Genomic DNA, 26,487 nt, shown 5'->3' on the forward strand with positions numbered 1-26,487 from the left:
CCACCATGAAGCGCCTCACATCCCGCACCCCATTGTCACGTACCGCACTCTCCCTCGTGACCCTCTCCGCCACCGCCGCGATCTCCCTCACCGCCGCGGGAACCGCAGGCGCCCAGGACACGCCCGGGACCCCGGAGACGGACGCCTCCGGAAGTGTGCTCTCCGGCGAGTCCGTCCTGCCCGGCGTCGACGTCCCACCGTTCTCCGGCGAGTCGAACGCCGACGGCTCGAACCCCTTCTACGTGCCCCCGGAGACCCTCCCCGAGAACCCCGGCGAAATCATCCGCAGCCAGGACGCCCCGCAGCTGCTGAATATGGCCTCCGACGGTGGCCCGGGGAGCGCCGAGCGGATCCTCTACTCGACCACCAACGAGCACGGTGAACGGGTCGCCGCCAGCGGTGCCGTCCTGAAGCCGACCGGGAAGTGGCAGGGCAAGGGCGAGGCGCCGACGATGGTGTTCACCCCCGGCACCCGTGGCGCCGGTGACATCTGCGCACCGTCCCGGTCGTCCCACCAGCTCTTCGGCTTCGACGACGGCAACGGCGCGGTCAACCTCAACTACGAGTACCCCTTCCATGCGATCGCCAGCGCGATGGGCATGAATGTGGTCGTCGTGGACCTCATCGGCCTGGGGACCCCCGGCCAGCACACCTACGTCAACCACCTGGAGGAGGGCACCGCCGCACTCGACGGCGCGCGTGCCGGACTGTCCCAGCTGGGCCTGCCCGGCGACTCCCCCATCGGCTTCTACGGCTACTCGCAGGGTGGCGGCGCCTCAGCGGCAGCGGCCGAGCAGGCATCAACCTACGCGTCCGAGCTCAACGTCAAGGGCACCTTCGCCGGTGCGCCTCCGTCCGACCTGCTGGAGGTCGTGGACTATGTCGACGACCACGCGATCACCGGCGTGATCGGGTTCGCGCTCAACGGCGCACTGGCCCGCCACCCGGAACTGGCACCACTGCAGGACGAGTACTTCAACGAGCGCGGCAAGGAGTTCCTGGCCGACACGAAGGACCGCTGCATCGGTGACACGGTGGGACGCTGGGCATTCACCGACACCCGCACCATGACGAAGGACGGCCGCTCGTTCGGTGAGATCGCCCGCGAGGACGAGCGACTGTTCGAGGTGCTGGAGAGCTACAAGCTGGCCAACACCCACAAGGACCTGAACGCGCCGATGCTGATGGTCAACGGCAAGAACGACGACACCATCCCCTGGGAGCAGGCCCGCGACACCGCCGCACGTTACTGTGAGGCCGAGGGGACGGTGCAGTTCACCACCGACCCGATGCCGGAGGTGCTGCCGGGATTCGTGATCAACCATGCTGTGCCGATGCTGTCGAACGCGGGGACGGCATTCCAGTACATGGTCGACCGGTTCAATGACGAACCCGCGCCCAGCAACTGCGGGGGGTTCTAGGCCCGCGGTAGCGGGTGGCATAGGAAGTCCTACCAGTGTTCGGGCGATTGAACTCGTATAACCGCAGGTGATGGGAAGTCCTACCACCGAAAACTGGTAGGACTTCTCCCGCCCGCGCAGCACCTCAGCACCCACCGGACAACTCCCAGCCCGACGCAGCTCACAGAGACGGATCCCGTCGAGCACGGTCCTGCGGAGGAGCTTCCGGTCCACCAGATGCCCCCAGGTGATCCGCAGGACATGCCACCCAGGTATGCCACGTCCTACCCCTCCACTGCCCCACAAGAACATTCCCCACTAAAACCCTTCGCGAAGCAATAATACCAGGTATCCTCAACCACGGGCCGGGACAACAAGGGGACCGGCCACCACCAGCATTCGCCGGACACAGGGGGAACCAGCCATGACCACGCCTACCCGACTCGACACGTCGACACTGGACGCCACCGCCATGGTCGGGGCCGTGGACGCCGCCCCACCCTCCGGCTGGCGCCGTCTCGTCCACCGCATGTCCGGCGGCCGGGTGAACCCCGGGGAATCCACGGTCCAGGCCGCCGGGCGTGAGGTGACCGAGCGGATCCGGACGCCCCTGCGCGGCGACTACCGAATCGCCGTGCTCAGTCTGAAGGGTGGCGTGGGCAAGACCACGACCACGGTCGCGCTCGGCGGCATGTTCGCCTCGGGACGCGGCGACCGCGTCATCGCGGTGGACGCGAACCCCGATCTCGGGACGCTGGCCCGAAGGGTCGTCGACGACGCCGCCGAAGCAGCCACGCCCACCGTGCGGGACCTGCTCAACCTACCGGACGCCTCACGGTACCCGCAGATCAGATCATGCACGAGCCAGGCGTCCAGCCGTCTGGAAGTGATCGGCTCCGACCGGGACCCGGCGGTCTCCGAGGCATTCAGCGAGACCGACTACCGGCAGGCGGTGGACATCCTGCAGCACCACTACAACATCATCCTCACCGACTGCGGGACGGGACTGATGCATTCGGCCATGTCCGGTGTGCTGGATCTGGCGCACATGCTGGTGCTGGTCACCTCGCCCGCCCTGGACGGGGCACGTTCCGCGGAGGCGACCCTGGACTGGCTGGACCACCACGGCCACGGTGACCTGGTGGCGAATGCGGTTGTCGTGGTGTCCGGTGCACACCCGGGCCAGGCCGCCGTTGACCCGGAGATCCTGGCCTCGCATTTCTCGGCGAGGACGCGCGCGGTGCGCGGCATCCCCTTCGACCGCCACCTGTCCGAGGGCGGGGTGGTCGACCTGGACCGTCTGCACCCGTCGACGTTCCGGGCGTACCGGGAACTCGCGGCAACGGTGGCGGAGGACTTCCTGAGCTGGCACCGCCACGCCGCGGTGTGACGGGCTCTGAGAAGATCTACCAGGGTTCTCCGTGACGAGGACGGCAGGTCAGCGGAAATCGCGGGACGGGGAGGCCAGGGACTGGGTGGAGGATGCCACGGAGGGTGACGCGGCGGCTGGCGCACCCAGCTCCAGCGGCTCCAGCTGGTCGGCGGCGATGGTGACCGCGCCACCGTCAGTCTGGGCGATGCCCCGGACCACCAGCATCCGGGAGGTCGAGGCGATCCGCCGCCGGGCCCGCCACAGTCCCGGGGAGATCATCACGTTGACCAGGCCCGTCTCGTCCTCCATCCCCAGGAAGGTCACCCCGCCGGCGGTCATGGGCCGCTGCCGGTGGGTGACGACCCCCGCGACCAGGATGCGCCGTCCATCCTCCACCGATCGCAGTGACGAGGCGGGCACCACCGGGAACGGCCCGGGCCAGGCGTCCAACCGCGCACGCAGCAGCTCCACCGGATGTCCGTCAGCGGTCACACCGGTGGCGGCCACATCCGCGGCGGCGAGTTCGAAGGCACTCATCCCGGGCAGTGCGGGGGTGGACACCGATGAGGTCCCGGGCAGCATACCGGGACGTTCCGTCGCCGCGACGCCGGCGGCCCACATGGCCTGGCGCCTGCTGATGCCCAGGGAACCGCATGCCCCGGCGCTGGCCAGGGCCTCCACCTGATCCACGGTCAGCCCGGCCTCGCGGGACAGGTCGGCGATCGAGGAGTAGCCCCGGCTGCCGGGCCGGGACGACACGACGGCGGCCGCCACGTCCTCCCCGATGCCCTTCACGGATGCCAGGCCGAGCCGGACCGCCCCGTCCTGCACCGAGGACTCGACCCCGGAACGGTTGACGTCCACCGGCAGGACGCGCACCCCGTGGCGCCGGGCGTCCGACACCAGGGACTGCGGGGAGTAGAAACCCATCGGCTGGGCACGCAGCAGCGCCACACAGAATTCGGCGGGGTGGTGGTACTTGAACCAGGCGGAGAAGTACACCAGCGAGGCGAAGGACTGCGCATGGGATTCGGGGAAGCCGTAGGACGCGAAGGCGACGACCTTGTCCCACAACCGTTCCGCCACCTCGGGCCCGAGCCCGTGCAGGTCACGGGCGCCGTGAAGGAAGCGGGTACGCATTTTCTCCATCTTCTCCGGGGAGCGTTTGGAGCCCATCGCCCGGCGCAGCGTGTCCGCCTCGCCGGGGGTGAATCCGGCGACGGTGACGGCCATCTGCATCAGCTGCTCCTGGAACAGCGGGATGCCCAGGGTCCGGGACAGGACGGGTTCCAGGCACGGGTGGTCGTAGGTGACCTCCTCCCCACCGTTGCGCCGGCGGATGTAGGGGTGCACCGAGCCGCCCTGGATGGGCCCCGGCCGGATCAGCGCGACCTCGACGACGAGATCGTAGAACGTGCGGGGTTTCAGCCGGGGCAGGGTGGCGAGCTGGGCGCGGGACTCGACCTGGAACACCCCGACGGCGTCGGCGTCCGCGAGCATGGCGAAGACATCCGGGTCGGTGGGTTGCAGCTGCCACAGTTCCACCCGCTCGCCCGTGGATTCCTCGACGAGGTCCACGGCGTGGTGCAGGGCCTCGAGCATGCCCAGGCCCAGCAGGTCGAACTTCACCAGGCCGACGGCGGCGCAGTCGTCCTTGTCCCACTGCAGCACGGAGCGGTCGGCCATACGCGCCCACTCCGTGGGGACGACATCGGCGATGGGCCGGTCGCAGATGACCATGCCGCCGGAGTGGATGCCGAGGTGCCGGGGCTGCCCCTTCAACCGGGACGCCAACTTCGTCACAGGCGATGGCGGCTCCTCCAGGCCCCGTGACCAGGCGTCCACCCGCCCGGGGTCGTGGCCCAGCGCGCGGGCGGCGTCCCGCAGCGCACCCTTGGACCGGTAGGTGATGACGTTGGCGACCTGGGCGGCGTTGTCGCGTCCGTAGCGGGAGTAGACGTACTGGATCGCCTCCTCGCGGCGGCCGGACTCGATGTCGAGGTCGATGTCGGGCGGGCCATCGCGTTCGGGGGACAGGAAACGTTCGAAGAGCAGGTCGGCGGCCACCGCGTCGACGTTGGTGACGCCGAGTGCGAAGCAGACCGCGGAGTTCGCCGCGGAACCCCGACCCTGGCAGAAGATGCCGTGGCTGTGGCAGAAGTCGACGATGTCGTGGACGATGAGGAAGTAGCCGGGGAAGCCCAGGTCCTCGATGATGCGCAGTTCATGGTCGATGACGTCCCACGCACGCGGATTGTCCGCGCGGGTGCCGTAGCGGCGCTCACCGCCGCGGCGGGTCAGTTCGGCCAGCCAGGTCATTTCGGTGTGGCCGTCGGGGACGTCGAAGTGCGGCAGCTGCGGGGCGACGAGGTTGAGGGTGAAGGTGCATTCGGCGGCGATGCGCACGCTGGTGGCGATGGCCGCGTGCAGCCAGTCGCAGTCACCGGCGAGGGTGGCCATTTCGTCACCGGAGTGCAGCCAGGCCCCGCCGAGGGGATGGGTCCGCGGGGCTGCGGCAGCCACGTCCTCCCGGTCGTGCAGGGCGGTTTTCGCCGCGGAGAGCCGGGACTGGGACGGGGTGGCGCAGGTCGCTGCGGTGGTGACGATCTCGGCGATCCCCCGTTGGCCGGCCAGGTCGTGCAGGGCGGCGTTGCGGTCGACGTCCGCGGGGCTGGAGGTCAGTGCCAGTTCGACGAGGCAGTTGTCCGCGCCGAAGGCGTCGATGGTGCCGGTGGCCGTCCCGGAGGCGAGTGCGTGGTGGTCGATCAGCACGTACCAGGTCCCGTCCGCGGTTGCGGCGAGATCGGGCAGCGGCGGGTAGTCGGCGGTGTCCTTGCTCTGCTCCCCGCCCGTGGCCCCCATGCGCGCGGCGGTGATGGCGTGGGAGAGCCTGCGGTAGCCGTCCTGCCCCCGGCACAGGACGGTCAGGGGTGGTTCACCGGTTCCCGCGACGGAGAGTTCAGCACCGAAGACGGTGCCGATCCCCGCTTCGGCGGCGGCGGTGGCCAGGCGGGCGGCACCGTAGAGTCCGTCCCGGTCGACCACGGCGATGGAGGAGAGCCCGAGGTCGACGGCGGCGTCGACGTACTCCCCGGGTTCACTCGCCCCGTGGAGGAAGTTGTAGGAGCCGGCGGCGTGCAGTTCGGCGAAGGGGACGGTGGAGCGTCCCGGTGCAGGACGCTGCGTCCCCTCATTCCACAGTGTTTCGCGTCCCCCCTCCCCCTCGCCGACGGCGTGCAGGAACCCGGTGTCCACGCCGGAGAGGATGCGCTCCAGGCGTGACCAGCTGAGGGCTCCCGCGTTACTGAACATACGTTCGACAGTAACCCGGTACCGCCCCGGTGTCGAACGGATCACAGCGAAAGGAACCGAAGTAGACAGAGCGGTTCATTATGCGGTACTACTACTAGCATTACCCGGACACCCCGGGATGAGAGAACCGGGTTCGTCCCGACCCCTGACGTCCTGAGGAGGACACCATGACCCTGCGTTTCAACCGTTCGGCCCGCAAGGCCGCTGCCGGCGTCGTCGCCGCAGCCACCGCTGCCAGCCTCACCGCCTGCATGAACGACGGCAGTGACGATGACGGTGCCGGAGACGGAGACGGTGGCGGCACCATCACCATCGGCTCCACCGAGGCACAGGAGAGCCAGTGGCAGGTCTTCCAGGAGAAGGCCCAGGAGGAGGGTATTGACGTCGAGGTCGAGAACATCACCGACTACAACCAGCAGAACCCCGCACTGTCCGGCGGCGACCTGGACGTCAACCAGTTCCAGCACATCCTGTACCTCGCCGAGTACAACGTGAACGCCGACGACGACCTGGTGCCCTTCGGTTCCTCCCAGACCTTCCCCATGGGCGTCTACGCCCAGGACGCGGACAGCGTCGAGGACATCGCCGAGGACGGGGAGGTCGTCATCCCCAACGACACCACCAACCAGGGCCGTGCCATCAAGGTGCTCGCCGCCGCCGGCCTGGTGACCCTGCAGGACGATGCCCTCCTGACCCCCGGCCCCGACGACATCGTCACCGATGAGTCCGATGTCACGGTCACCCCGGTCGAGGCTGTCCAGACCGCGGTCGCCTACAACGACGGCACGCCGGCCGTCATCAACAACAACTACCTGGCCAACGCGGACGTCACCGCGGAGGACGCCGTCTACAAGGACGACCCGGACGACGCCGACGCCCAGCCCTACGTCAACGTCTGGGTGACCACCCAGGAGGACAAGGACAACGAGGACTACCAGAAGCTCGTCGAGATCTGGCACAGCGACGAGGTCCAGGAGGCCGTCCAGAACGACACCAACGGCAGCGCGGTGAAGGCCGAGTTCACCGCCGAGGAGCTCGAGGACATCCTGGCGGACACCGAGGAGAAGCTCCGCGACCAGGGAACCCCGGAAGACTCCGATGAGTAAGGCGACCGACCAGCTCGCCACCAAGGGCACCGAGGTCGAGTTCCGCAACGTCGGGAAGGTCTTCGCCCAGGGCAAGCACGAGATCACCGCGCTGGACGATGTCTCGATCACCGTCCCGTCCGGCTCGATCGTCGGCATCATCGGCTACTCCGGGGCGGGCAAGTCCACCCTGGTCCGCCAGATCAACGGGCTGGACAAGCCGACCAGCGGCCAGGTGCTGCTCGACGGCAGGGACATCGTCCCGCTGCACGAACGGCAGCTGCGCGACATCCGCCGCAACATCGGCATGATCTTCCAGCAGTTCAACCTGCTGACCTCGCGCACCGTGGCGGGCAACATCGCCTACCCGCTGAAGATGCAGGGCCTGTCGAAGACCGAACGCGAGGCCCGGGTGAACGAGCTCCTCGACTTCGTCGGACTATCCGACAAGGGCCGCTCCTACCCCGAGCAGCTCTCCGGCGGGCAGAAGCAGCGCGTGGGCATCGCCCGTGCGCTGGCCACCAACCCCTCCCTGCTGCTGGCGGACGAGGCGACCTCCGCCCTGGACCCCACCACCACCCGTGAGGTCCTGGAGCTGCTGCGCAAGGTCAACGAGGAGTTCGGTATCACCATCGTGGTCATCACCCACGAGATGGAGGTCGTGCGCACCATCGGCGACCGGGTGGTCGTCATGGAGAACGGCCGCGTTGTGGAGCAGGGCACCGTCTACGAGGTCTTCTCCGCTCCGAGGACGGACACGGCCGCGAACTTCGTGGCCACCTCACTGCGCAACACCCCCGACATGATCGAGGCCGAGTCGCTGAACGACGACACCGGACGCCTGTTCACCGTCACCATGAAGGAGGGCGCGGGATTCTTCTCCGCCGTCTCCGACGTGGAACGGGCCGGGGTCAGCGTGAACATCGTCCACGGCGGCGTCACCACGCTGCAGAAGCACTCCTTCGGCCGGCTCACCGTCCGCATGACGGCGCAGGACGCCGCGGGTGAGAAGGCCGTCGAGACGTTCTACCGCACCCTGTCCACCACGACGGAGATCGAGGAGATCCGATGAATAAGTCAATCCTCGCCGCGGACACCAACTGGGAATTCCTGAGCCCGATCTACCAGGACGCCATCGTCGAGACGCTCTACATGGCGATCTGGGGCCTGGTCATCGGCGGGCTGGTGGGCCTGGTGCTCGGCATCCTGCTGTACACCACCCGCAGTGGCGGTGTGCTGGCGAACCGTCCCGTGTTCTGGATCCTGAACATCCTGGTCAACATCGTCCGGCCGATCCCGTTCATCATCCTGCTGACGGCCCTGGGGCCGCTGACGAACATCGTGACCGGGTCGATCCTGGGCATCAACGCCGCGACCTTCGCGATCATCATCGCCGCGTCCTTCGGCGCCGCCCGCATCGTGGAGCAGAACCTGGTCGCCATCGACCCGGGTGTGATCGAGGCCGCGCGCGCCATGGGTGCGGGACCGGTGCGGATCATCTTCACGGTGATCATCCCCGAGGCCCTCGGCCCACTGATCCTGGGCGCGACGTTCATGTTCATCGCGATCGTGGACATGTCCGCCATGGCCGGCTACATCGGCGCAGGCGGCCTGGGTGACTTCGCCATCCAGTACGGCTACCGTGCCTTCGACAACAACGTGACCTACGTGGCCCTGGTGACGATCATCGTGATCGTCCAGATTGCGCAGCTGTTCGGCAACTGGCTGGCCCGCAGGATCATGCGGAGGTAGCGTCCGGTCACGTTACGGTCACAATCCGCGCTGTAGTGATGTGTTCCGTCACCTGCCCCGGTAATCTCTGACCACGTGAATAATTCAGTGCTCACCCGCCGCACCGCGACACCCTCCACCCTCGGGGCGGCCGTCGTGGTCGGCGGGTGTCTCTGTGCGCTTCTCGCGTCCTGCGGCAACGGGGACGGCGACGGGGAGGACGCCGTGTTCAGTCCGGCGAACTCCGCGCACTCGCCCGCCTCCGACAGCCCGGCGGCGCCGGGTGCGGAACTGTCGTCGCCCCAGCCGCGGACGTCCAGCGAATCAGGTCCGCTGCCCGGGTCGCAGCCCCTGGACGTCCTGCCCGCCGACGGGACCCGGTTGGACGTCGTCGACGTCAGGGCGGGGACCCACGGCAATTTCGACCGGGTGGTCATCGAACTCGACGGCAGGGGCTCACCAGGCTGGTTCGTGGCGGACGACGACTCCCCGACCGCCGACGGCTCCGGTCGGCCCATCGACTACGACGGCGAGACCGCGCTGGTCATCGATGTACGCGGGCTGGTCCTCCCCGGGAACGGTGGCGCGGATGGCCCCCCGGTGACCAATGCCGCCAATACGCTGGTCAACTCCGTGGACGTCGAGGGAATCTTCGAGGGGCAGCAGCGCATCGTCGTCGGACTGGACGAGGCCGACCTCTCCTTCAACGTGAACCTGCTGGACTCCCCCACCCGCCTGGTCGTGGACATCATGCACCCGGTGAGTGATCCGGAGTAACGTCCACCGCCACCCAGGCCCTCCCCTGCTTCGGTGAGTCACCGCAGGACGACACCACGGGGTAGCAGGCCTGCGATTCGAGGGTGACCAACCAGGCCTTCCCCGGCTGGCCCGCGTGACCGGGCCGGCGGACGAGGAGTTGCGGAGCACGCTTGGGCTCCTTGGGGTCGCGGTGGCGTTTCCTGTTGTACTTGCTGTACTTGCCGTAGACGTCCCGGGCGGACGCGGCCTCCTTCACCGCCCGCTCGAAATCCGAGACCGCCTGGAAGTGGCCCTGGCGTTTCAGGTCCTTGAGTTCGCCGTAGCGTCCGGTGATTTTCATCTCGGCGCGCTGGACCATGAGTTCGCCCGCCCGCTGCCGCAGCGTCGGGTCCTCCGCGTCGACGGCGTCGGCGACCGCGGCGTAGTCGGCGGCAGCGGCCCGGGAATCCGCCGGGGAATCGGGGCCGGGCGCATCAGGGTCGGATTCCTCGCCCCGGTACCCCTCCACGGTCAGCTCCGACAGCCCGACCATCTCCCCTTCACCGGCGAGCAGCTCGGCGACGGCGAGTTCGGCGACCTGGCCCTGGGTGTGCAGGGTGCCGCGTCCCCGGTTGCCTGCGACCGGGAGACGTCCCACGAGGACGTCGTCCACCATCGCCGTCGCGGCGCCGGCGTCGAGGGTGCCGAAGGAGTAGTTCCACGGCAGCAGGATCATGGACGGCGCGAAGCGGTGGCCCTTGGTGTGCGAGGACTCCCAGACGGCGTCGGGGTGGCTGTCGGCGACGTGCCCGGCCAGGGCGGCGGCCAGTGGACGCCCCTTCACCGCACAGCACCGGTCGCGTTTGCCGTGGGTGCACACCAGCAGCAGCGGACCGGCGACAGGGGTCGCCCCGGGCGTGGCACCGGGTGTGGAGAGGTCGACACCGGTCAGGGCTTCCGGCCCGGCGATCTCCATGCGTTCCAGGGTGGGCGGGGTGGCCCCGTCCTCCGGGCCGGCGTCGGCGATGAACAGGGTGGACGTGGCACGCCCGGCCTGCCCCTCCCGTCCGGGACGCCGGATGAACTGCAGTTGGGCACGGTTGTCCTTGAGCCAGCGTTTGATGGTCCCGGACAGTTCCCCGCCGAGGGCCCCGCCGTCGAGGATGTCCCTGCCCCAGCCGCCCGGGTACTCGAGCGCGAGGGTGAGCCGTCCGGTCTTCGCGGTGCCGGGCAGTGGCTCGGCGGTGATGTCGGAGCACATCCCCGACCGGGGGTTCCTGGTGGTGGGCATGGCACTGATTCTAGTCCGCCGCCGGTCCGTCAGTACGTTGCCTCGATCCGCCAGGCTTTCCCGCGGCACACCAGCAGGTAGGCGCCGGGTTCGTCGGTGGCGACCTGGACGCGGGCGTAGCGGCGGGAGGAACCGGCCTCCGACCACCACTGCTCATCCACCGGCCAGGGTCCGGCCCAGCCGGTGATGCGGTGGACCTTCGCGCCCCACCGCATCGCGGTGGGCGGCGAACTCATCAGGGCACGCCCGGTGACCCACACCTGCTCACCCGCCCCGTCGAGCAGCTGGACGGCGGCGGCCGGGTGGTTGGCGCGCGGGGTCGTCGGCATCTCCCTTCCGGCGTGCGGCGCCCCGATGAGTGCGGGCAGCGGCGCGGGCAACTCCCCGTCCCAGTTCCGGGTGCCCAACGCGGCGACGTCGTCCGGGTCGGCGTCACCGTAGGGCACGGTGACGACCCGTCCCGCCACGGCACGTCCACCACGATGCACCGGACGCAGCACACCGCGGACACCGAGCAGCGCCTGGGCGCGGGCGGCGGCGGCACGGGCCGCGCGGATCCCGGCGTCCGGTCTGCCCCACAGTGCCTCAGCGACCTCACCGGCGGGGAGGCACTCCACCGGGACGAGGTCGATGGCGCGGATGCCGCCGACGCCGTCCGGGACGTCGGCGTCGTCCGGCCGGGAACCACGGACCCGGGTCAGCCACCCGTCCAACTGCCAGCGCACCCGCTGTGCGGTGTCCTCCTCCGCCAGCGGTTCCCGGCACCGCCAGACCCGTTCGACGCTCAGCGGCCCGTCGTACCCCGGCGGTGGATCCAGGTGGGCACGCACGGCCAGTCGCAGGCACACCTGTCCGGCATCGGCGAGCAGGCCGTGCAGCTTCACGGCGGCCTGCCTGGCGAGGAATGCCGCGGCACCGGTGTCGGCGACCGGTTCGTCCGGCTCGATGCGCGCCTCGAGGGGGGCGGCGATCCGACGCGGGGACACGGGCCGTTCCGGTTCACCGGCGGCGATCCGGTGCCAATGGACGGCATCCGCCCCGAAGCGTCCGGAGACATCGGCACGGGGCAGGGCCGTGAAGTCGGCGAGCGTCCGGATGCCCAGCCTCGACAGCACGTCCACCAGCTCCCCCGGCGCACCCAGGGCCGGTTCGGCGGCCAGGACCCGCAGCGGCAGATCAGCCAGGTACCCCCTGGACCCACCGGGGTCCACGCTGCGCCCCTCCCTCGCCGCCCACACCGCGGTGACCAGTTCATCGGCGGCACCGGCCAGACAGTCCGCACCTGCCCTGGCGGCCGCGTCGACGAGGAGCTCGGCCGCCCGCTCCTCCGAGCCGTAGTAGCGGACCAGGGAGGCGGCGGGGAAGGCGAGCAGTCCCGGACGCAGGGTCTCCACCCCGGCGGCCACGTCCTCCAGCGCGGCGAGCACCTCCTCGTGCGCCTCCGCCTCGGCGGCCTCCTCGACCTCCCCGAGCTGCAGCGCGGGACAGGTACCCAGGGCGTGGCGCTCCTTCATCCCGTGGCGCACACCGGCCCGCCGGGCTGCCGCGTTCGCGGCATGGATACGGTGGTTGTCCACCACGGCCGCCGGCGCCAGCAGGTCCCAGCCGCGGCGCACCGCCACGGCGTACACCGGCCAGTCCGGGAACCACAGGACGACAACACGGGAGGTCATTGCGCCAGCTCCTGCACCACCGCAGCACCGGTCCCGGCACTGCCCCGGCCACCGACGAGTTCCCGGAAGCTCTGCGGCGGCTGTCCCTGTCCCCAGGCACGCCCGGCGACAGTGACACCGCGCACCCGGCCCGAGCCGGCGCCCAGGCCCGTGACCCCCTCGGCCCGCCAGTCCAGGTGCAGGCGTGCATTCGGCCAGGACCTCACCCCCGCAGCGGGCATCGCCGGGGAACAGACCAGCAGGGCACAGTCACTGCGCCGCAACCGGGCCTCCACCGGACGCGCCGCCGTCGGGGACACCGTCGCCGGTGCGGCGTAGAGGACCAGGTCCAGGCCCTCGACCAGGGTGCCGAGCACCGCCGTGGCATGCGGGGTCGGGTCCGGGACGACCACCAGACGTTCCAGGTCCCCACCGCCGGCCGCCACCGCGGCCAGCGCCAGGCGGGGATAGCCGACCACCGCCGCACACCCGCCACCGGCGGTCAACGTGGAGAGGACATCCACCAGGGCCGCCGGGCAGTCCGCCGCCGCGGTGACCGCACCACGGGGCAGGGCCCCGGCGACGAGGTTGCGTCCCAGCCACGACGGGACGGGGACACCGGCCGGCCCTGCAGTACGGGGGCCACCGGCGCCGTCACCGTCACGCCGGACGGGGTCACGGGGCAGCGGCCCCGGCTCCCCCGTGATGCGCGTGATCTTTCCGCGCAGCTCCTCGACCACGTCAGCGACATTGTCCCCCGCACGGAGCCCTGTCACACCCATCCGTCACACCTCCTCCTGCGCTGCTGTTATCCCTGTTGAACTGCACGTATTTTTCTACCCTGCCGACCGGACAACGTTCTTCCCGGAACAACAGGAAACAAACACCTGTTCGATACCGTCCAACGGTAGTGGCAGGGGCCAGGACCGTCAAACGTCCTGCACCGCGCCACGGGAGCCGCTACTTTCGGGGGAGGACACATTTTCCACCACCACTCCACGTTTCAGGAGGAACACCATGTCCCGCACCACACGCCGCCTCACCATCGGTCTCAGCACCGCCATCCTCGCCACCGGGCTGGCCACCGCGCCCGCCATGGCGCAGGACGAACCACCCGCCGAGGACCTCCCCGCCACCGGGTCCGCCTTCACCCCCGCCGAAGGATGGTCCCCCGGAGCATCAGTGGAGGGCTGGGCAGCGCTCGGCAGCGACGCCCTGTGGGCCGCCCAGTACAACCCGATCGGCGCCATCTCCACTGCCGTACTGGCCTCCACCGCCATGCCCCTGTCCGGCGGTACCCCGCTGTTCCCCTGGTGCGGTCCATTCGCCAACGTCGACAGCCCCGTACCGGGATGCGAGTACCTGAACGAGTGACGGCCGGACTGACGGTTGGACCAACCCAAGGGGTCGCCGGGTAGACTCAACCGCCATGGCCAGTAGCGACAGCATCAACATGACCCCAGAGACCCCGCGCCAGGTACGGGCCGGTTCCGCCGTCCTGATCGGAGCGGGCGTGGGCGCCCTGGCCACACCGCTGCCCGTCGGGTTCCGCGTGATCATGCTGGTCGTGTTCGTGGGCGCCGGTCTGCTGTGGATCTTCAGCCACCCCTACCGGCGGGACGTCCGCGCCGCCGTCGAAGCCCGCGGCGACCGCTACACCACGCGCATCAAGCAGGTCATCCCCCTGTTCCCCATCTGGCTGGCCCTGATGCTCGTCCCCGCCTTCCAGTTCGACCACTGGGCCATCGCCGTGATCGCCTGGGCCGTCGCCGGTGTCTACACCTGGCAGGTCGTGCCCCGCATGGACGGCACCCGCGAGCTCGAGGAGATCGCCCGCGCCGAAGCGCGGCAGACCGGCCGGGACAACTGACCGACCGTCTCCCCCACCTACCCGCTCACTCCCACTCGATGGTTCCCGGGGGCTTGCTCGTGACGTCGAGGACAACACGGTTGACCTCCGCCACCTCATTGGTGATGCGGGTCGAGATCTTCTCCAGCGTCTCGTAGGGCACGCGCGTCCAGTCCGCCGTCATGGCGTCCTCGCTGGTCACCGGCCGCAGGACGACGGGGTGACCGTAGGTGCGGCCGTCGCCCTGCACACCCACCGACCGGACGTCGGCGAGCAGCACGACCGGGCACTGCCAGATCGTGTTGTCCAGACCCGCGGCGGTCAGCTCGGCACGGGCGATGGCGTCGGCGGCACGCAGGGTCTCCAGGCGGTCCTCGGTGACCTCGCCGATGATGCGGATGCCCAGCCCGGGCCCCGGGAACGGCTGGCGTCCCACGATGATCTCCGGCAGGCCGAGCTCACGGCCGACCGCGCGGACCTCGTCCTTGAACAGCAGACGCAGCGGCTCCACCAGGGTGAACTCCACGTCGTCCGGCAGCCCGCCGACATTGTGGTGGCTCTTGATGTTCGCCGTGCCGCTACCGCCGCCGGACTCCACCACGTCCGGGTACAGGGTGCCCTGGACCAGGAAATCGACGGTGGGGGCATCGGCGGCATCCACGTCCGCACCGGCCTCGCCGGCGGTGTCGACGAGCACCCCGGTGACCGCACGCTCGAAGGAGCGGATGAACTCCGCGCCGATGGCCTTGCGCTTGGCCTCCGGCTCGGTGACCCCGGCCAGCTTGGACAGGAACGCCTTGCGCTCGTCCACGGTGACCAGCCTGGCACCGGTGGCGGAGACGAAATCATTCTCGACCTGCTCGCGCTCGCCGGCGCGCAGCAGACCATGGTCAACGAAGACACAGGTCAGCCGGTCGCCGATCGCACGCTGGACGATGGTGGCGGCAACGGCGGAATCCACGCCACCGGAGAGCGCGCAGATCGCGCGGCCGGTCGGGCCGACCTGCTCACGGACAGCCTCGATGAGCTGCTCGGCAATGTTGCCGGCGGTCCAGGTGGGCTCCAGCCCGGCGATCTCATAGAGGAAGCGGGTCAACACCTCCTGGCCGTGCGGGGAGTGCAGCACCTCGGGGTGGTACTGCACCCCGGCCATGTGCTTCGCCGGGCACTCGAAGGCGGCGACCGGTGCGCCCTCGGAATGCGCGGTGACCTCGAAGCCCTCGGGGGCCTCGGACACCGCGTCACCGTGGCTCATCCACACCTTGTGGGTGGCCTCGAAACCGTTGTGCAGCGAACCGCCGTCGACCTCGATGTCGGTGCGACCGTACTCGCGGTCACCGGTCTGCGAGACCGTGCCGCCGAGCGCGTCGGTCATGGCCTGGAAGCCGTAGCAGATACCGAAGACCGGGACGCCGAGATCCAGCAGACCGGATTGCAGGGACGGCGCACCGTCGGCGTAGACGGAGGACGGGCCGCCGGAGAGGATCAACGCCGCCGGATTCCTGGCGGCGACCTCCTCGGCGGTCATGGTGTGGGGAATGACCTCGGAGTACAGCCTGGCTTCACGCACGCGACGGGCGATGAGCTGGGCGTACTGGGCGCCGAAGTCGACGACGAGGACGGGACGGGGACTGCCGGCCGGTGTGCCGGACTGCTGCTGTTGTGTCACCCCCCGTACTCTACCGAACGCCTGCGGGGGCACTATCCGGGTGGTACCCGACCAGCGGTTTCGGCAGGGCCCGGAGTGTTCATTTACCGTTCACTTTCCGGGTGCGTCAATTCAAGGTGAACGGCCTGCACTCAGTTCAGTAACCGACAACGGGTTCCTGACGACGAATGGAGACGATCCGTGCCGGCAGAGGTCACACACGACCCCACCACTGACACCTCATCAGACGCCAGGGCAGCAGCCGCCACGGCGGCGACCGACACCTCGGCGGACACCGCCAATGAGGTGCCCCCGCCCAGTCCGCTGGAACGTCTCGGGCTCAAGGGCAGGGCGCTGAACTGGGCGAACTGGATCAGCGTCGTCCTGGGGATCTACGTCCTGATCACCGCCGTCTCCGTCGTCGGCGACGGATTCAAGGCGGCGACCGGCGACCAGGCCGAGGAGCTCTTCTCCTTCGCCTCCAACCCGCTGGTCGCCCTGATGATCGGCCTGCTGGCCACCGCACTGATCCAGTCGTCCACCACGGTGACCTCCATCATCGTCGGCCTGTGCGCCGGTGGCCTGCCAATGGCCACCGCCATCCCCATGCTGATGGGCGCCAATGTCGGCACCACCCTGACGAGCACCCTGGTCAGTCTCGGGATGGTCCGCGACAAGGACTCCTTCCGCAGGGCCTTCGCCGCCGCGTCCATCCACGACTTCTACAACCTGCTCGCCGTCATCATCTTCCTGCCGCTGGAGCTCACCTTCGGCATCCTGGAACGCTCCTCGTCCTGGCTCTCCGACCAGCTCGCCGGCAGCGACGGCGGCCCGTTGGCCGCGGTGTTCGAGGGCCTCGGCAACGGGGTGACCACCGTGACCGAACCCCTCGGCGACCTCATCGGCACCGTGTTCAGCCCGCTGCCGACCCCGTGGGACGGCATCGCGCTGATTCTGGTGGGCATCGCCCTGATCCTCGGCGTGATCAGCATGATCGGCAAACTCCTGAAGGTCGTGATGGTCGGCCGCGCCAAGCAGGTGCTGCACACCGCCATCGGACGCGGGCCGGTCTCCGGCATCACCTCCGGCACCCTGATCACGGTCATGGTGCAGTCGTCCTCCACCACCACCTCACTGATCGTCCCGCTCGCCGGTTCGGGCACGTTCAGCATCAAGCAGGTCTACCCGTTCACCCTCGGCGCGAACGTGGGAACCACCCTGACCGCGCTGATCGCCGCCTTCGCCTTCTCCGGTGTCGAGGCGCAACTCGCCCTGCAGGCCGCGTTCGTCCACGTGCTCTACAACCTCTTCGCCCTGCTGGTGATCTACGGACTGCCGTTCCTGCGCTGGATCCCGCCCTGGGGGGCGACGACGCTGGCCAGACTCGGCGCCGAGAACAAACTCTATGTCGCAGTGTGGGTCATCGGGGTTTTCCTCCTGCTGCCCGCCCTGCTGATCCTGCTGACGGTACTTCTCTGACCTCACTTCCCTAGGGAGCACACACCATGGCTGACTCCACACCACCGACGAGCCCGACACCACCCACCGGCACCGAGGAGCAGCTCGAGCAGATCCTCGTCGACGCCGAGGAGGCGCTCCGCGCACTCCGCGAGGAACTCGCCGAGCACCGCCGCCTCCGCGCACAGCACGATGCCATCGAGCAGTTGCCGACGCTGCTGGACGCCACCTCCGAGCGGTGGAACAACGTACGCCTCTTCTTCGACGAACTCGTCGATGAGCTGCGGGAGAGCCGCGAGGAACTGGAGCCCCGTGATGGCTAGCCGCGGAGGGGGGCGCCGGACGTTCACCGCGCTCACCGTCGCCGCCACCGCCGGTTTCGGGGTCGCCGCCTGCGGGGACGACGACAGCAACCAGGACAGCCCCGTGCTGGCCTCCGGCTCGGCAACCGTCAATCCCATCACCGCTGCCGTCGCACGGGACACCGGGGCGTCCGTCGACCAGACCACCAACGGCACCCTCGAGGGGTTCGAGCGCTTCTGCGCCGGGGAAACCCACATCAACAACGCCTCGGAGGCCATCCCCGGAGACGGTCAGGCCACCGACTTCATGGCCATGTGCGAGGAGAACGGCGTCGACTACGTGGAGCTGCCCGTCGCCCTGGACACGATCACCCTCGTCCGGCACGCGGACAACAGCGCCGTGGACGACCTGACGGCCGGGGAACTCCGGGCGATCTGGGAACCCGGATCCGAGATCACCACCTGGTCCGATGTCCGCGGGGAATGGCCGGACGAGGAGATCTCCCTGGTGGGACGAGGCGAGGGCTCGGCCACCTTCGACTACTTCACCACGGTGGTCACCGGTGAGTCCGGAGCGATCCGGGACGACTACGAGGCCGTCGATGACCCAGCGGAGATCTCCGCGAAAATCGCCGACGACCCGAACGCCCTGGGGTTCACCGGCGTGGGGAACTACCTCGACGACCAGGACAATCTCGACCAGCTCGCCACGGTCAGCATCGACGGGGTGGAGCCCTCCCTGGAGAATGCGCAGGACGGATCCTACGGCCCCCTGGCCCGCCCCCTGTTCATCTACGTGTCGACCGAGGCGCTGGAGGGCGGGGACATCTCCGACTTCGCGTCCGACTACGTCGACAGGGTCGCCGACCTGCTGCCGAGCGTGTACTTCTACCCGCTGCCCGGCGACGCCTACGACCTGGTCGGCGAACGCCTCGACCACCGCACCACCGGCAGCGTCTACGAGGGGGACCCGTTCAGTGGCGGGGACGTTGTGGAGCTGCTGCAGGACGCCCGGTAACCCCGTCCCCGATGGGGGCAGGGAGCCACAGCTAGCGCACGGCCAGCGGCACCTTCTGGAAGCTCTTCAGATCGGTGTAGCCGCACTTCGCCATCGAGCGGCGCAGCCCGCCGACGAGGTTCTCCTCGCCGTAGGGGTTGTCCGTCGGACCGAACAGCAGCTTCTCCAGCGGCACCGTGTCCCGGGTGCCGGACACCCCGTAGACCGCCTCAGCCTCACCGCGGGGCAGACCCGGGTGCGCAGCCACCGACGGCCAGAAGTTTCCGCGCCCTCCGGCGGACTCCGCCATCGCCAGCGGGGCACCGAGCGCCACCGCGTCCGCACCGCAGGCGATCGCCTTCGCGATGTCCCCGGACACCTGCATCTGCGAGTCCGCGATGACGTGGACGTAGCGTCCACCTGTCTCGTCGAGGTAATCCAGACGTGCGGCGGCCGCGTCCGCCACCGCGGTGGCCATGGGGACGTCGATGCCGAGGGCATGGCTGTTCGTGGTCGATCCCGCACCCACGATCACACCGGCGGCTCCGGTGCGCATCAGGTGCATCGCGGTGGTGTAGTCCACCACGCCACCGGCGATGACGGGCACATCCATCGAACCGATGAACTCCTTGAGGTTCAGCGGTTCACCGTTGGAGTAGACGTGCTCGGCGGACACCAGGGTGCCCTGGATGACCAGCAGGTCGATCCCGGACTTGACCAGGGCCGGGGCGAAGTCACGGGCGTTCTGCGGGGAGACACGCACTCCGAAGGTCACCCCGGAGTCGCGCACCTGGGCCAGCCGCTCAGCGAGCAGCCCGTGGTCCACCGGGGCGGAGTGGAGTTCCTGCAGGACCCGCTGGGCGGCGTAGTCCGGCTCGGGAAGACCCAGCGGGTCCCCTCCCCCGGCCGCCCCGCGCACCTTCGCCAGGGCGGCGTCGAGGTCCCGGTGGCGTCCCCACAGGCCTTCGGCGTTGATCACCGGAAGCCCGCCGAGCCTGCCGAACTCCACGGCGAACTCCGGGGTGACAACCGCATCGGACGGGTGCGCCATCACGGGGATGTCGAAGCGGTAGGCGTCGATCCGCCACGTCGTGTCGACGTCGTGGGACGATCTGGTGCGCCGCGACGGGACGATGTTGACCTGGTCGAAGCCGTAGACGCGCCGCGCCGCGCGGCCCATCCCGATGTTCACCTGTTCCTGCATGGCAGTTCCTTCTTCCCGGACGCTCTAGCGCTGGTAGTAGTTCGGTGCTTCGACGGTCATCTGGATGTCGTGCGGGTGCGACTCGCGCAGCCCCGCACCGGTGATCCGGACGAAGTGCGCGTCATTGAGCCCGGCGACGTTACGGGAGCCGGTGTAGCCCATCGCCGCGCGCAGTCCGCCGACCATCTGGTAGATGATCGTGTCGACGTTGCCGCGGAAGGGGATGCGGCCCTCGATGCCCTCGGGGACGAGCTTCTCCTCGCTGGTGACGTCCGCCTGGAAGTAGCGGTCCTTGGAGTAGGAGCGCTGCTCGCCGTGCAGGCCGCGGCCCTTCATCGCGCCGAGCGAGCCCATGCCGCGGTACATCTTGTACTGCTTGCCATTGATCACGGTGATCTCGCCGGGGGCCTCGGTGGTTCCGGCGAGCAGGGAACCGAGCATCACCGACGATGCCCCGGCGGCCAGCGCCTTGGCAATGTCGCCGGAGTACTGCATGCCGCCGTCGGCGATGATCGGGACGCCGGCCTTGCGGGCGGGGACCGCGGCCTCCAGGATCGCGGTGATTTGCGGGGCACCGACACCGGCGACGACACGGGTGGTGCAGATCGAGCCCGGTCCGATGCCGACCTTGATGGCGTCCGCGCCGGCCTCGATCATCGCCTCGGCTGCCTCACGGGTCGCCAGGTTTCCGCCGATGACGTCGATCCGGTCACCGAACTCCTTCTTGACCCGCGAGACCATCTCCAGCACACCGGTGTTGTGGGCGTGGGCCGTGTCGACGACCAGTGCGTCCACCCCGGCATCCACCAGGGCCCCCGCGCGCTTCCAGGAATCATCGCCGGTTCCGATGGAGGCTCCGACGAGCAGGCGTCCCGAGGCGTCCTTGGCGGCGTTGGGGAACTTCTCGCGCTTGGCGAAGTCCTTGACCGTGATCAGACCGGTCAGCACCCCTTCACCGTCGATGATGGGGAGCTTCTCGATCTTGTGCTCGCGGAGCAGCCGGAGGGCCGCGTCCGCCGACACGCCCTTCTCCGCGACGATCAGCGGCATCGGGGTCATGACGTCGGCGACACTGGCGGAGAAATCCTCCTCGAAGCGCATGTCACGGTTGGTGCAGATGCCGACGAGTCGGCCGGCACCGTCGACGACGGGCAGCCCGGAGATCCGGTAGCGGGCGCACATCTCGTCGACCTCGCCGATGGTCATCTCCGGGGAACAGGTCACCGGGTCGGTGACCATGCCCGCCTCGCTGCGTTTGACGATCTCGACCTGCTCCGCCTGGTCCTCGATCGACAGGTTGCGGTGGAGCACACCCATCCCGCCCTGCCGCGCCATGCCGATGGCCATGCGGGCCTCGGTGACGGTGTCCATCGCCGCGGAGATCACCGGTACATTGAGGGTGATGTTGCGCGACAGTTGTGTGGTGGTCATGACCTCGGAGGGGATGACGTCGGACGCCGCGGGTATCAGGAGAACGTCGTCGAAGGTCAGACCAACCAACTCCACCTTCCCCGGGTCGTCGCCGCCAGTGGTCACAAGCTGGGCATCGGTCATGCCTGTCAGGCCTCCTGCATCCTTCACGTCCGTCTGGGTTCTACCAGACAGGATAGCCCGGACCGCGCCCGCAGTACGCATCAGGTGGTTCCCCTCGCCCGGTGCAGCGGGTACGGTGAGGGCCGTGGACTTCAACGACTCTCGGATGCCCCCGGACCCGTTCGCTGACGACCCGGTGGACCCGGCGTCGATGATGGACGAGGACACCTACGATGACATCGATGAGCCGCTGTCCGACGAGGAGCGCACCGCGCTCCGTGAGGACCTGGCCAACGTGAGCAGGTTCCGTGAACTGCTGGAGCCCAGGGGCATTCTCGGCATCTCGATGACGTGCGAGGACTGCCACGAACTCCACTACTACGACTGGCCGATCCTGGTGTCCAACCTGTCGACGATGCTCAACGACGACACGGTCCCGGTACACGAACCGGGCGCGGACCCCGACCCGGACTTCTACGTGACCTGGGACTACTGCGCCGGATACGCGGATGCCGCGGACTGGCTCAGCCGGGGTCCGCGCAGCTTCCGGCGCTGGGGGCGCTGGGCCTAGGAGCGAGGGTCTCTACCTTGTTCCCCGTGTCGGCCCACTGCAGGGGGTGTACCGCAGTTCTGATCGGCATGGGGAGAGGGTCCCATCGGCAACTTCGCACCGCTTTGGCCATTTCCTCTTAAGCCGAGGTACCGAAAACGGTGCGGTGCTGCCGGTCGCGCCTCCCGGACATGGCCTGAAGACCCACGCTCCCAGGACGCCACGCCCCGGGCTCCCTTACTGCTCGGGCTGGATGGTCATCTGCCCGCCGGTGGGCTCGGGGGTCTCGACGATCTCGGGACCACTCTGCGGGGCGGGCTCGTGGCCATCGCTGGACCCCCGCCCAGCGTCCGGCTGCGGCGTGGCGGACGTCGACGAACTCGTCGAACCCGGTGCACCGTTGCCACGGTCCTGGTTGTTGAAGCCCGGGTTGGGGGCGTTCAACGCCATCGGGCCCTCCGGCGGCGGGGTCTCCGCCAGGATCTCGGGATCGCCCTCGGCCGGTGCCCCGCCACCCTCTGCACCGTCGCCGGTGGTGTCCGTACCGTCCTGCGGTGCGGGTTCCTCCGGGGTCTCCGGATCAGCGAGGACCATGCCCTCGTCCTGCGGGGCGTCCTCGGCCGGGGGAGCCTCCTCCGGAGCAGGGGCCCCGTCCCCCTCCTCCGCGTCCCCCTCATCCGGAGCCGGCGGTGCCTCACTGGGGACGTTCCCGCGGTCATAGCCCTGCTCCGCGGTGTTCTCGGCGACGGTGGAGGAGTCACCACCGGGGCCGTTCCCGTTGATCGAGGCGACCGTGAAACCGCCGACCACCAGGGCAGCCGCCACTCCGCCGCCAATGAGGACCGCGGACAACGGCGACCCGGACCGCCGGGCCCCACGCCTGCTCCGGCGTTCCGACAGTTCGTCGCCCACGGCAGGTGCCACGACCGTGGCCTCGGGGTCCCCTTCCCCGCCGACAGCGCCCGCGGTTCCCGTGGGGACCACCGGTGCGGCGGGGATGTCGCGGGCGGACTCTGCCCGGGCGGAGGCGAGCAGACGGACCAGGTCGTCATCGGCGTCCGGCGTCCTGCCGGTCCCGATGGCGTCCAGCAGGCGGTCGGCATCGCGGACGGCATCGAGGTCGGCACCGTCCATGGCGCCGTCCTCGAAGCCGTCGGCTCCCGACCTGTTCCTGTCCATCATCTCGTCCTCGTGTCCTCGCGTTGTTCCAGAGTCTCCCGCATCTTCGCCAACGCCCGGAACTGCGCCACGCGCACTGCCCCTGCCGTTGAACCGACGATGTCCGCGGTCTCCTCTGCGGAGTACCCGCCGAAGACCCTGAGTGACACGATGTGCCGTGCCTTTTCACTGAGGGTATCGAGAAGTTCGGCCACTTCGTTACAGGCGTTCACCTCTATCGCCACGGTTTCCGGGGTGTCGGTCATCACTTCGCTGTCGGGCACGTCCTCCGTGGGCATCGAAAGATCACGGGACTGCGACCGCCGGGCGTCCACGATCTTGTTCGCGGCGATCCGGTACACGAACGCCATGAAGGGTTTCCCCTGGTCATCGTAGCCAGGCAATGCCCGGGCGACAGCCAGGGAAATCTCCTGCGCGAGATCCTCGGGAGTGGGGTACCTGGTCGACGGCACCCGGGACCGGCAGTAACGGACGACCGGCGGGTGAATCAGGTCGATGATGCGCTGGACCGCCCGGCTGTCCCCGTCCAGCGCGGACGGGAGCAGTCGGGACAATGAGCCATCAAGGTCGTCTGAAGCTGCCATGGTCCTTGTCATCAACGGTTGTAGCCGCCAGTAACGCGTCCTCTGTGTGGTCGAGCGCTGCACCACCTGCCTGTCCTGTGGAGGTGAAACTACCATATTACCGTAGCGCATCAGACAACCATTGTTATCGTCTGCAGGGCACGGTTGCAGTACTCCCCGCCCTGTACCCCACGTACCGGCAGCGCACGGAAAAAGTTCGCCGGGAGTTCACCCCGGTGCGCACTCCCGCCTCCCCGCCACGACGTCCGGCATCACGACAGGTCAGAGGCAGTTATTCTTTCATTACCGTCTTCGGAACCGGACTGCTGTCAATCGGTGGAAATCAAATGTCACACACTGAACAGCAGACGGTTACCTGGTGTTCACACGGGCCGTGGACTCTGGTCCCCAGCAAGTGATCAACACCCGACGATCAGGAGAAACCTTCCATGCCGCAGCCGAGCCAACTCCCCGGACCCGCCTCAACCTTCTGGGACTGGCAACTCCACGGCTCCTGCCGGGGCGCCGAGTCCGCGGTCTTCTTCCACCCTGACGGAGAACGCGGCCGGGCCCGGACCATGCGCGAACACCGCGCGAAGGCCATCTGCAACGAATGCCCCGTCCTGGCCCAGTGCCGCGAGCACGCACTGTCCGTCGGCGAGGTCTACGGCATCTGGGGAGGGATGGGCGAGTCCGAGCGTGCCGCCGCCCTCGACCAGCGGAACCGGACCACCCGCCTGCCCCGCCGCGGCGACCGCCGTCCGGAGCGGGCCCCGGAGCGCCGCGCCGAGCCCCGCCGCCTGGCGTCCTAGGCTCACGACCGGGCCCAGGGTCCTCCTGATTCTCTCACCACCGGCGCCGCGCATTGCCCTGGAACCCCAGGTCGTGATCGGCATGTGATCGCGGTCTGTGCGGAAGTTCACGGAGCGACGGGTTCCGGGTCACCGGTGCCACCACAGCAAACCCCCCTCCCCGAACGCGTCGGGGAGGGGGGTTGATGCCGTTCAGTCGGACGGTACCGCCTAGTGGTGGTGGCCGTGTCCCGCGTCGGCGACAGCCTCTGCGGGCTTGTCGACGATCGCGGTCTCGGTGGTCAGCACCATGCGTGCCACCGAGGTGGCGTTGACGATCGCGGAGTGCGTGACCTTCACCGGGTCCGGTACACCCTGGGCCAGCAGGTCGCCGTACTCACCGGTGGCGGCGTTGTAGCCGTGACCGTTGGGCAGCTCGGCGATCTTCGAGACCACCACGGCCCCGTCGAGGCCGGCGTTGTCGGCGATCCAGTAGGCGGGACGCCGCAGCGCCCGGGCCAGGGCCTTCACTCCCACGGCCTTGTCGCCCCCGTGGGAGGCGGCCAGCTCGTCGAGCTCGGAGGCGATCTGCACCAGGACGGAACCGCCACCGGCGATCACGCCCTCCTGTGCCGCGGCACGGGCGGCGTTGATGGCGTCCTCGACGCGCAGCTTCCGCTCGTTGACCTCGGTCTCGGTTGCACCACCGGCACGGATGACGGCGACACCCCCGGACAGCTTCGCCAGACGCTCCTCGAGCTTCTCCCGGTCCCAGGTGGAATCGGTGCGCTCGATGTCGGAACGGATCTGGTTCCGGCGGGACTCCAGGTCCTCGGCGGTGCCTGCACCGTCGACGATCACGGTCTCGTCCTTGGTGACCGTGATCCGGCGGGCGGTGCCCAGCTGGTCGAGACTGACCTCGGACAGCGAGTGGCCGAGCTCCTTGTCCACGACCGTGCCACCGGTGACGACGGCCAGGTCGTCCATGAAGGCCTTGCGGCGGTCACCGAAGTACGGGGACTTCACCGCCACGGCCTTGATGGACTTGCGGATGGAGTTGACGACCAGCATCTGCAGCGGTTCACCGTCGACGTCCTCGGCGACGATGAACAGTTCCCTGCCCTCCTTGGCGACCTGCTCCAGGACGGGCAGGAAGTCCGGCAGGGAGCTGATCTTCTCGCGCACCAGCAGGATGGCCGGGTTCTCCAGGATGGCCTGGGCGGACTCCTCCTCGGTGACGAAGTAGGGCGACAGGTAGCCCTTGTCGAAGGAGACGCCCTCGGTGACGACGAGCTCGTCGACCAGCGACTGGGACTCCTCGACGGTGAGGACGCCGTCCCGGCCGACCTTCTCCATGGCCTCGGCGACCTTGGCGCCGATCTCGGCGTCACGGGAGGAGACGGTGGCGACATTGGCGATCGCGTCGGTGTCGGCGACCGGCACCGCACGCTCGCGCAGTGACTCCAGTGCCCTGTCAGCGGCGGCGGAGATGCCCTCGTTGACTGCGATGGGGTTGCCACCGGCGGCGACGATGCGCATACCCTCGTTGATCAGTGCCTGGGCAAGCAGGGTCGCGGTGGTGGTGCCGTCGCCGGCGACGTCGTTGGTCTTGATGGCGACGGACTTCACCAGCTGCGCACCGAGGTTCTCGAAGGGGTCCTCGAGATCGATGTCGCGGGCGATGGTCACGCCGTCGTTGGTGACGGTGGGGCCACCGAAAGCCTTGGCGAGCACCACGTTGCGGCCCTTGGGGCCGAGGGTGACGCGCACCGAGTCAGCCAGCGTGTCCACACCGCGCTGGAGGCCCTTGCGGGCCTCCTCGTCGAATGCGA

Annotated in this window: 23 protein-coding genes; 13 read left to right on the forward strand and 10 right to left on the reverse strand. The window is 69.1% G+C overall.

The genetic code is table 11. The features are described 5' to 3' along the window. Positions 1–5: 5 nt before the first annotated feature. Both ACTIL2_RS06575 and ACTIL2_RS06580 read left to right on the forward strand, forming a co-directional pair. Positions 6–1,421, forward strand: a complete 1,416-nt coding sequence (locus ACTIL2_RS06575; RefSeq protein WP_442336653.1) for a lipase family protein — start codon at positions 6–8, stop codon at positions 1,419–1,421. 403 nt (positions 1,422–1,824) lie between these two features. Next, entirely contained in the window at positions 1,825–2,790 is a 966-nt protein-coding gene (locus tag ACTIL2_RS06580; protein ID WP_442336654.1) for a MinD/ParA family ATP-binding protein, read from the forward strand. Positions 2,791–2,838: 48 nt separating this feature from the next. On the opposite strand, the gene ACTIL2_RS06585 is transcribed toward ACTIL2_RS06580, so the two are convergent. Beyond that, positions 2,839–6,084: an error-prone DNA polymerase gene (locus ACTIL2_RS06585; protein ID WP_442336655.1), complete on the reverse strand. Its 3,246-nt coding sequence runs from the start codon at positions 6,082–6,084 to the stop codon at positions 2,839–2,841. Positions 6,085–6,251: 167 nt separating this feature from the next. Here ACTIL2_RS06585 and ACTIL2_RS06590 point away from each other — a divergent pair, with 167 nt between their 5' ends. The 4 genes from ACTIL2_RS06590 (at position 6,252) to ACTIL2_RS06605 (ending at position 9,677) form a co-directional block, all read left to right on the forward strand. Next, complete coding sequence (locus ACTIL2_RS06590) at positions 6,252–7,190, forward strand: MetQ/NlpA family ABC transporter substrate-binding protein (protein WP_442336656.1); 939 nt, start codon at positions 6,252–6,254, stop codon at positions 7,188–7,190. Next, the gene (locus ACTIL2_RS06595; RefSeq protein WP_442336657.1) at positions 7,183–8,241 is read left to right on the forward strand and encodes a methionine ABC transporter ATP-binding protein; all 1,059 of its coding nucleotides are present in this window, start codon (positions 7,183–7,185) and stop codon (positions 8,239–8,241) included. Before ACTIL2_RS06590 ends, ACTIL2_RS06595 begins: the two co-directional genes overlap by 8 nt. Continuing rightward, the gene (locus ACTIL2_RS06600) at positions 8,238–8,921 is read left to right on the forward strand and encodes a methionine ABC transporter permease (protein ID WP_442336658.1); all 684 of its coding nucleotides are present in this window, start codon (positions 8,238–8,240) and stop codon (positions 8,919–8,921) included. The genes ACTIL2_RS06595 and ACTIL2_RS06600 overlap by 4 nt, the downstream gene beginning before the upstream one ends. 75 nt (positions 8,922–8,996) lie before the next feature. After that, a complete protein-coding gene (locus ACTIL2_RS06605) occupies positions 8,997–9,677 on the forward strand; it encodes an AMIN-like domain-containing (lipo)protein (protein WP_442336659.1) in 681 nt (226 codons plus the stop codon). Here the strand turns inward: ACTIL2_RS06605 and ACTIL2_RS06610 are convergent. Genes ACTIL2_RS06610 through ACTIL2_RS06620 form a run of 3 tightly spaced genes read right to left on the reverse strand, consistent with a single transcriptional unit; the run spans position 9,649 to position 13,357 of the window. Further along, a complete protein-coding gene (locus tag ACTIL2_RS06610) occupies positions 9,649–10,929 on the reverse strand; it encodes a sucrase ferredoxin (protein ID WP_442336660.1) in 1,281 nt (426 codons plus the stop codon). The genes ACTIL2_RS06605 and ACTIL2_RS06610 overlap by 29 nt on opposite strands. 29 nt (positions 10,930–10,958) lie before the next feature. Continuing rightward, entirely contained in the window at positions 10,959–12,602 is a 1,644-nt protein-coding gene (locus ACTIL2_RS06615; RefSeq protein WP_442336661.1) for a Y-family DNA polymerase, read from the reverse strand. After that, on the reverse strand, positions 12,599–13,357 hold the full coding sequence (locus ACTIL2_RS06620) for a hypothetical protein (protein WP_442336662.1): 759 nt from the start codon (positions 13,355–13,357) through the stop codon (positions 12,599–12,601). The genes ACTIL2_RS06615 and ACTIL2_RS06620 overlap by 4 nt, the downstream gene beginning before the upstream one ends. 241 nt (positions 13,358–13,598) lie before the next feature. Here ACTIL2_RS06620 and ACTIL2_RS06625 point away from each other — a divergent pair, with 241 nt between their 5' ends. Then, complete coding sequence (locus ACTIL2_RS06625; protein ID WP_442336663.1) at positions 13,599–13,955, forward strand: hypothetical protein; 357 nt, start codon at positions 13,599–13,601, stop codon at positions 13,953–13,955. Between the two features lie 55 nt (positions 13,956–14,010). After that, positions 14,011–14,451 (forward strand): hypothetical protein, encoded by a 441-nt coding sequence (locus ACTIL2_RS06630; protein ID WP_442336664.1) that lies wholly within the window; start codon positions 14,011–14,013, stop codon positions 14,449–14,451. Positions 14,452–14,476: 25 nt separating this feature from the next. On the opposite strand, the gene guaA is transcribed toward ACTIL2_RS06630, so the two are convergent. Then, positions 14,477–16,099, reverse strand: coding sequence for a glutamine-hydrolyzing GMP synthase (guaA, locus tag ACTIL2_RS06635; RefSeq protein WP_442336665.1), 1,623 nt, complete (start codon positions 16,097–16,099; stop codon positions 14,477–14,479). Positions 16,100–16,279: 180 nt separating this feature from the next. Between guaA and ACTIL2_RS06640 the strand changes: the two genes are divergently transcribed. Genes ACTIL2_RS06640 through ACTIL2_RS06650 form a run of 3 tightly spaced genes read left to right on the forward strand, consistent with a single transcriptional unit; the run spans position 16,280 to position 18,856 of the window. Next, positions 16,280–17,557 (forward strand): Na/Pi cotransporter family protein, encoded by a 1,278-nt coding sequence (locus tag ACTIL2_RS06640; RefSeq protein WP_442336666.1) that lies wholly within the window; start codon positions 16,280–16,282, stop codon positions 17,555–17,557. 26 nt (positions 17,558–17,583) lie between these two features. Next, positions 17,584–17,859: a hypothetical protein gene (locus ACTIL2_RS06645; RefSeq protein ID WP_442336667.1), complete on the forward strand. Its 276-nt coding sequence runs from the start codon at positions 17,584–17,586 to the stop codon at positions 17,857–17,859. After that, positions 17,852–18,856: a substrate-binding domain-containing protein gene (locus ACTIL2_RS06650; RefSeq protein ID WP_442336668.1), complete on the forward strand. Its 1,005-nt coding sequence runs from the start codon at positions 17,852–17,854 to the stop codon at positions 18,854–18,856. Before ACTIL2_RS06645 ends, ACTIL2_RS06650 begins: the two co-directional genes overlap by 8 nt. A 31-nt stretch (positions 18,857–18,887) precedes the next feature. Here the strand turns inward: ACTIL2_RS06650 and ACTIL2_RS06655 are convergent, their stop codons facing one another. Together ACTIL2_RS06655 and guaB are read right to left on the reverse strand one after the other, a co-directional pair. Further along, on the reverse strand, positions 18,888–20,039 hold the full coding sequence (locus ACTIL2_RS06655; RefSeq protein ID WP_442336669.1) for a GuaB3 family IMP dehydrogenase-related protein: 1,152 nt from the start codon (positions 20,037–20,039) through the stop codon (positions 18,888–18,890). 24 nt (positions 20,040–20,063) lie between these two features. Further along, positions 20,064–21,593, reverse strand: a complete 1,530-nt coding sequence (guaB, locus tag ACTIL2_RS06660) for an IMP dehydrogenase (RefSeq protein ID WP_442336670.1) — start codon at positions 21,591–21,593, stop codon at positions 20,064–20,066. A 124-nt stretch (positions 21,594–21,717) separates the two neighbouring features. On the opposite strand from guaB, the gene ACTIL2_RS06665 reads away from it, so the two are divergent. Continuing rightward, entirely contained in the window at positions 21,718–22,143 is a 426-nt protein-coding gene (locus ACTIL2_RS06665) for a DUF5319 domain-containing protein (protein ID WP_442336671.1), read from the forward strand. A 216-nt stretch (positions 22,144–22,359) separates the two neighbouring features. Here ACTIL2_RS06665 and ACTIL2_RS06670 read toward each other — a convergent pair whose 3' ends face one another. Further along, positions 22,360–23,304, reverse strand: coding sequence for a hypothetical protein (locus tag ACTIL2_RS06670; RefSeq protein WP_442336672.1), 945 nt, complete (start codon positions 23,302–23,304; stop codon positions 22,360–22,362). Continuing rightward, a complete protein-coding gene (gene shbA, locus ACTIL2_RS06675; protein WP_442336673.1) occupies positions 23,301–23,885 on the reverse strand; it encodes an RNA polymerase sigma factor ShbA in 585 nt (194 codons plus the stop codon). The genes ACTIL2_RS06670 and shbA overlap by 4 nt, the downstream gene beginning before the upstream one ends. Before the next feature lie 428 nt (positions 23,886–24,313). Between shbA and ACTIL2_RS06680 the strand changes: the two genes are divergently transcribed. Continuing rightward, positions 24,314–24,676, forward strand: a complete 363-nt coding sequence (locus ACTIL2_RS06680) for a WhiB family transcriptional regulator (protein ID WP_442336674.1) — start codon at positions 24,314–24,316, stop codon at positions 24,674–24,676. Positions 24,677–24,886: 210 nt separating this feature from the next. Here the strand turns inward: ACTIL2_RS06680 and groL are convergent. Continuing rightward, positions 24,887–26,487: chaperonin GroEL (gene groL / locus ACTIL2_RS06685; protein WP_442336675.1), on the reverse strand; the 1,601-nt coding region annotated here is incomplete at its 5' end.

Source organism: Corynebacterium sp., assembly GCF_052107835.1.
GTDB lineage: Bacteria > Actinomycetota > Actinomycetes > Mycobacteriales > Mycobacteriaceae > Corynebacterium.

Excerpts from the sequence above, each read along its gene's own strand:
- ACTIL2_RS06575 (WP_442336653.1), top strand. The coding sequence starts at position 6 with ATGAAGCGCCTCACATCCCGCACCCCATTGTCACGTACCGCACTCTCC.
- ACTIL2_RS06580 (WP_442336654.1), top strand. The coding sequence starts at position 1,825 with ATGACCACGCCTACCCGACTCGACACGTCGACACTGGACGCCACCGCC.
- ACTIL2_RS06585 (WP_442336655.1), bottom strand. The coding sequence starts at position 6,084 with ATGTTCAGTAACGCGGGAGCCCTCAGCTGGTCACGCCTGGAGCGCATC.
- ACTIL2_RS06590 (WP_442336656.1), top strand. The coding sequence starts at position 6,252 with ATGACCCTGCGTTTCAACCGTTCGGCCCGCAAGGCCGCTGCCGGCGTC.
- ACTIL2_RS06595 (WP_442336657.1), top strand. The coding sequence starts at position 7,183 with ATGAGTAAGGCGACCGACCAGCTCGCCACCAAGGGCACCGAGGTCGAG.
- ACTIL2_RS06600 (WP_442336658.1), top strand. The coding sequence starts at position 8,238 with ATGAATAAGTCAATCCTCGCCGCGGACACCAACTGGGAATTCCTGAGC.
- ACTIL2_RS06610 (WP_442336660.1), bottom strand. The coding sequence starts at position 10,929 with ATGCCCACCACCAGGAACCCCCGGTCGGGGATGTGCTCCGACATCACC.
- ACTIL2_RS06615 (WP_442336661.1), bottom strand. The coding sequence starts at position 12,602 with ATGACCTCCCGTGTTGTCGTCCTGTGGTTCCCGGACTGGCCGGTGTAC.
- ACTIL2_RS06625 (WP_442336663.1), top strand. The coding sequence starts at position 13,599 with ATGTCCCGCACCACACGCCGCCTCACCATCGGTCTCAGCACCGCCATC.
- ACTIL2_RS06630 (WP_442336664.1), top strand. The coding sequence starts at position 14,011 with ATGGCCAGTAGCGACAGCATCAACATGACCCCAGAGACCCCGCGCCAG.
- ACTIL2_RS06645 (WP_442336667.1), top strand. The coding sequence starts at position 17,584 with ATGGCTGACTCCACACCACCGACGAGCCCGACACCACCCACCGGCACC.
- ACTIL2_RS06650 (WP_442336668.1), top strand. The coding sequence starts at position 17,852 with ATGGCTAGCCGCGGAGGGGGGCGCCGGACGTTCACCGCGCTCACCGTC.
- ACTIL2_RS06655 (WP_442336669.1), bottom strand. The coding sequence starts at position 20,039 with ATGCAGGAACAGGTGAACATCGGGATGGGCCGCGCGGCGCGGCGCGTC.
- guaB (WP_442336670.1), bottom strand. The coding sequence starts at position 21,593 with ATGACCGATGCCCAGCTTGTGACCACTGGCGGCGACGACCCGGGGAAG.
- ACTIL2_RS06670 (WP_442336672.1), bottom strand. The coding sequence starts at position 23,304 with ATGATGGACAGGAACAGGTCGGGAGCCGACGGCTTCGAGGACGGCGCC.
- shbA (WP_442336673.1), bottom strand. The coding sequence starts at position 23,885 with ATGGCAGCTTCAGACGACCTTGATGGCTCATTGTCCCGACTGCTCCCG.
- ACTIL2_RS06680 (WP_442336674.1), top strand. The coding sequence starts at position 24,314 with ATGCCGCAGCCGAGCCAACTCCCCGGACCCGCCTCAACCTTCTGGGAC.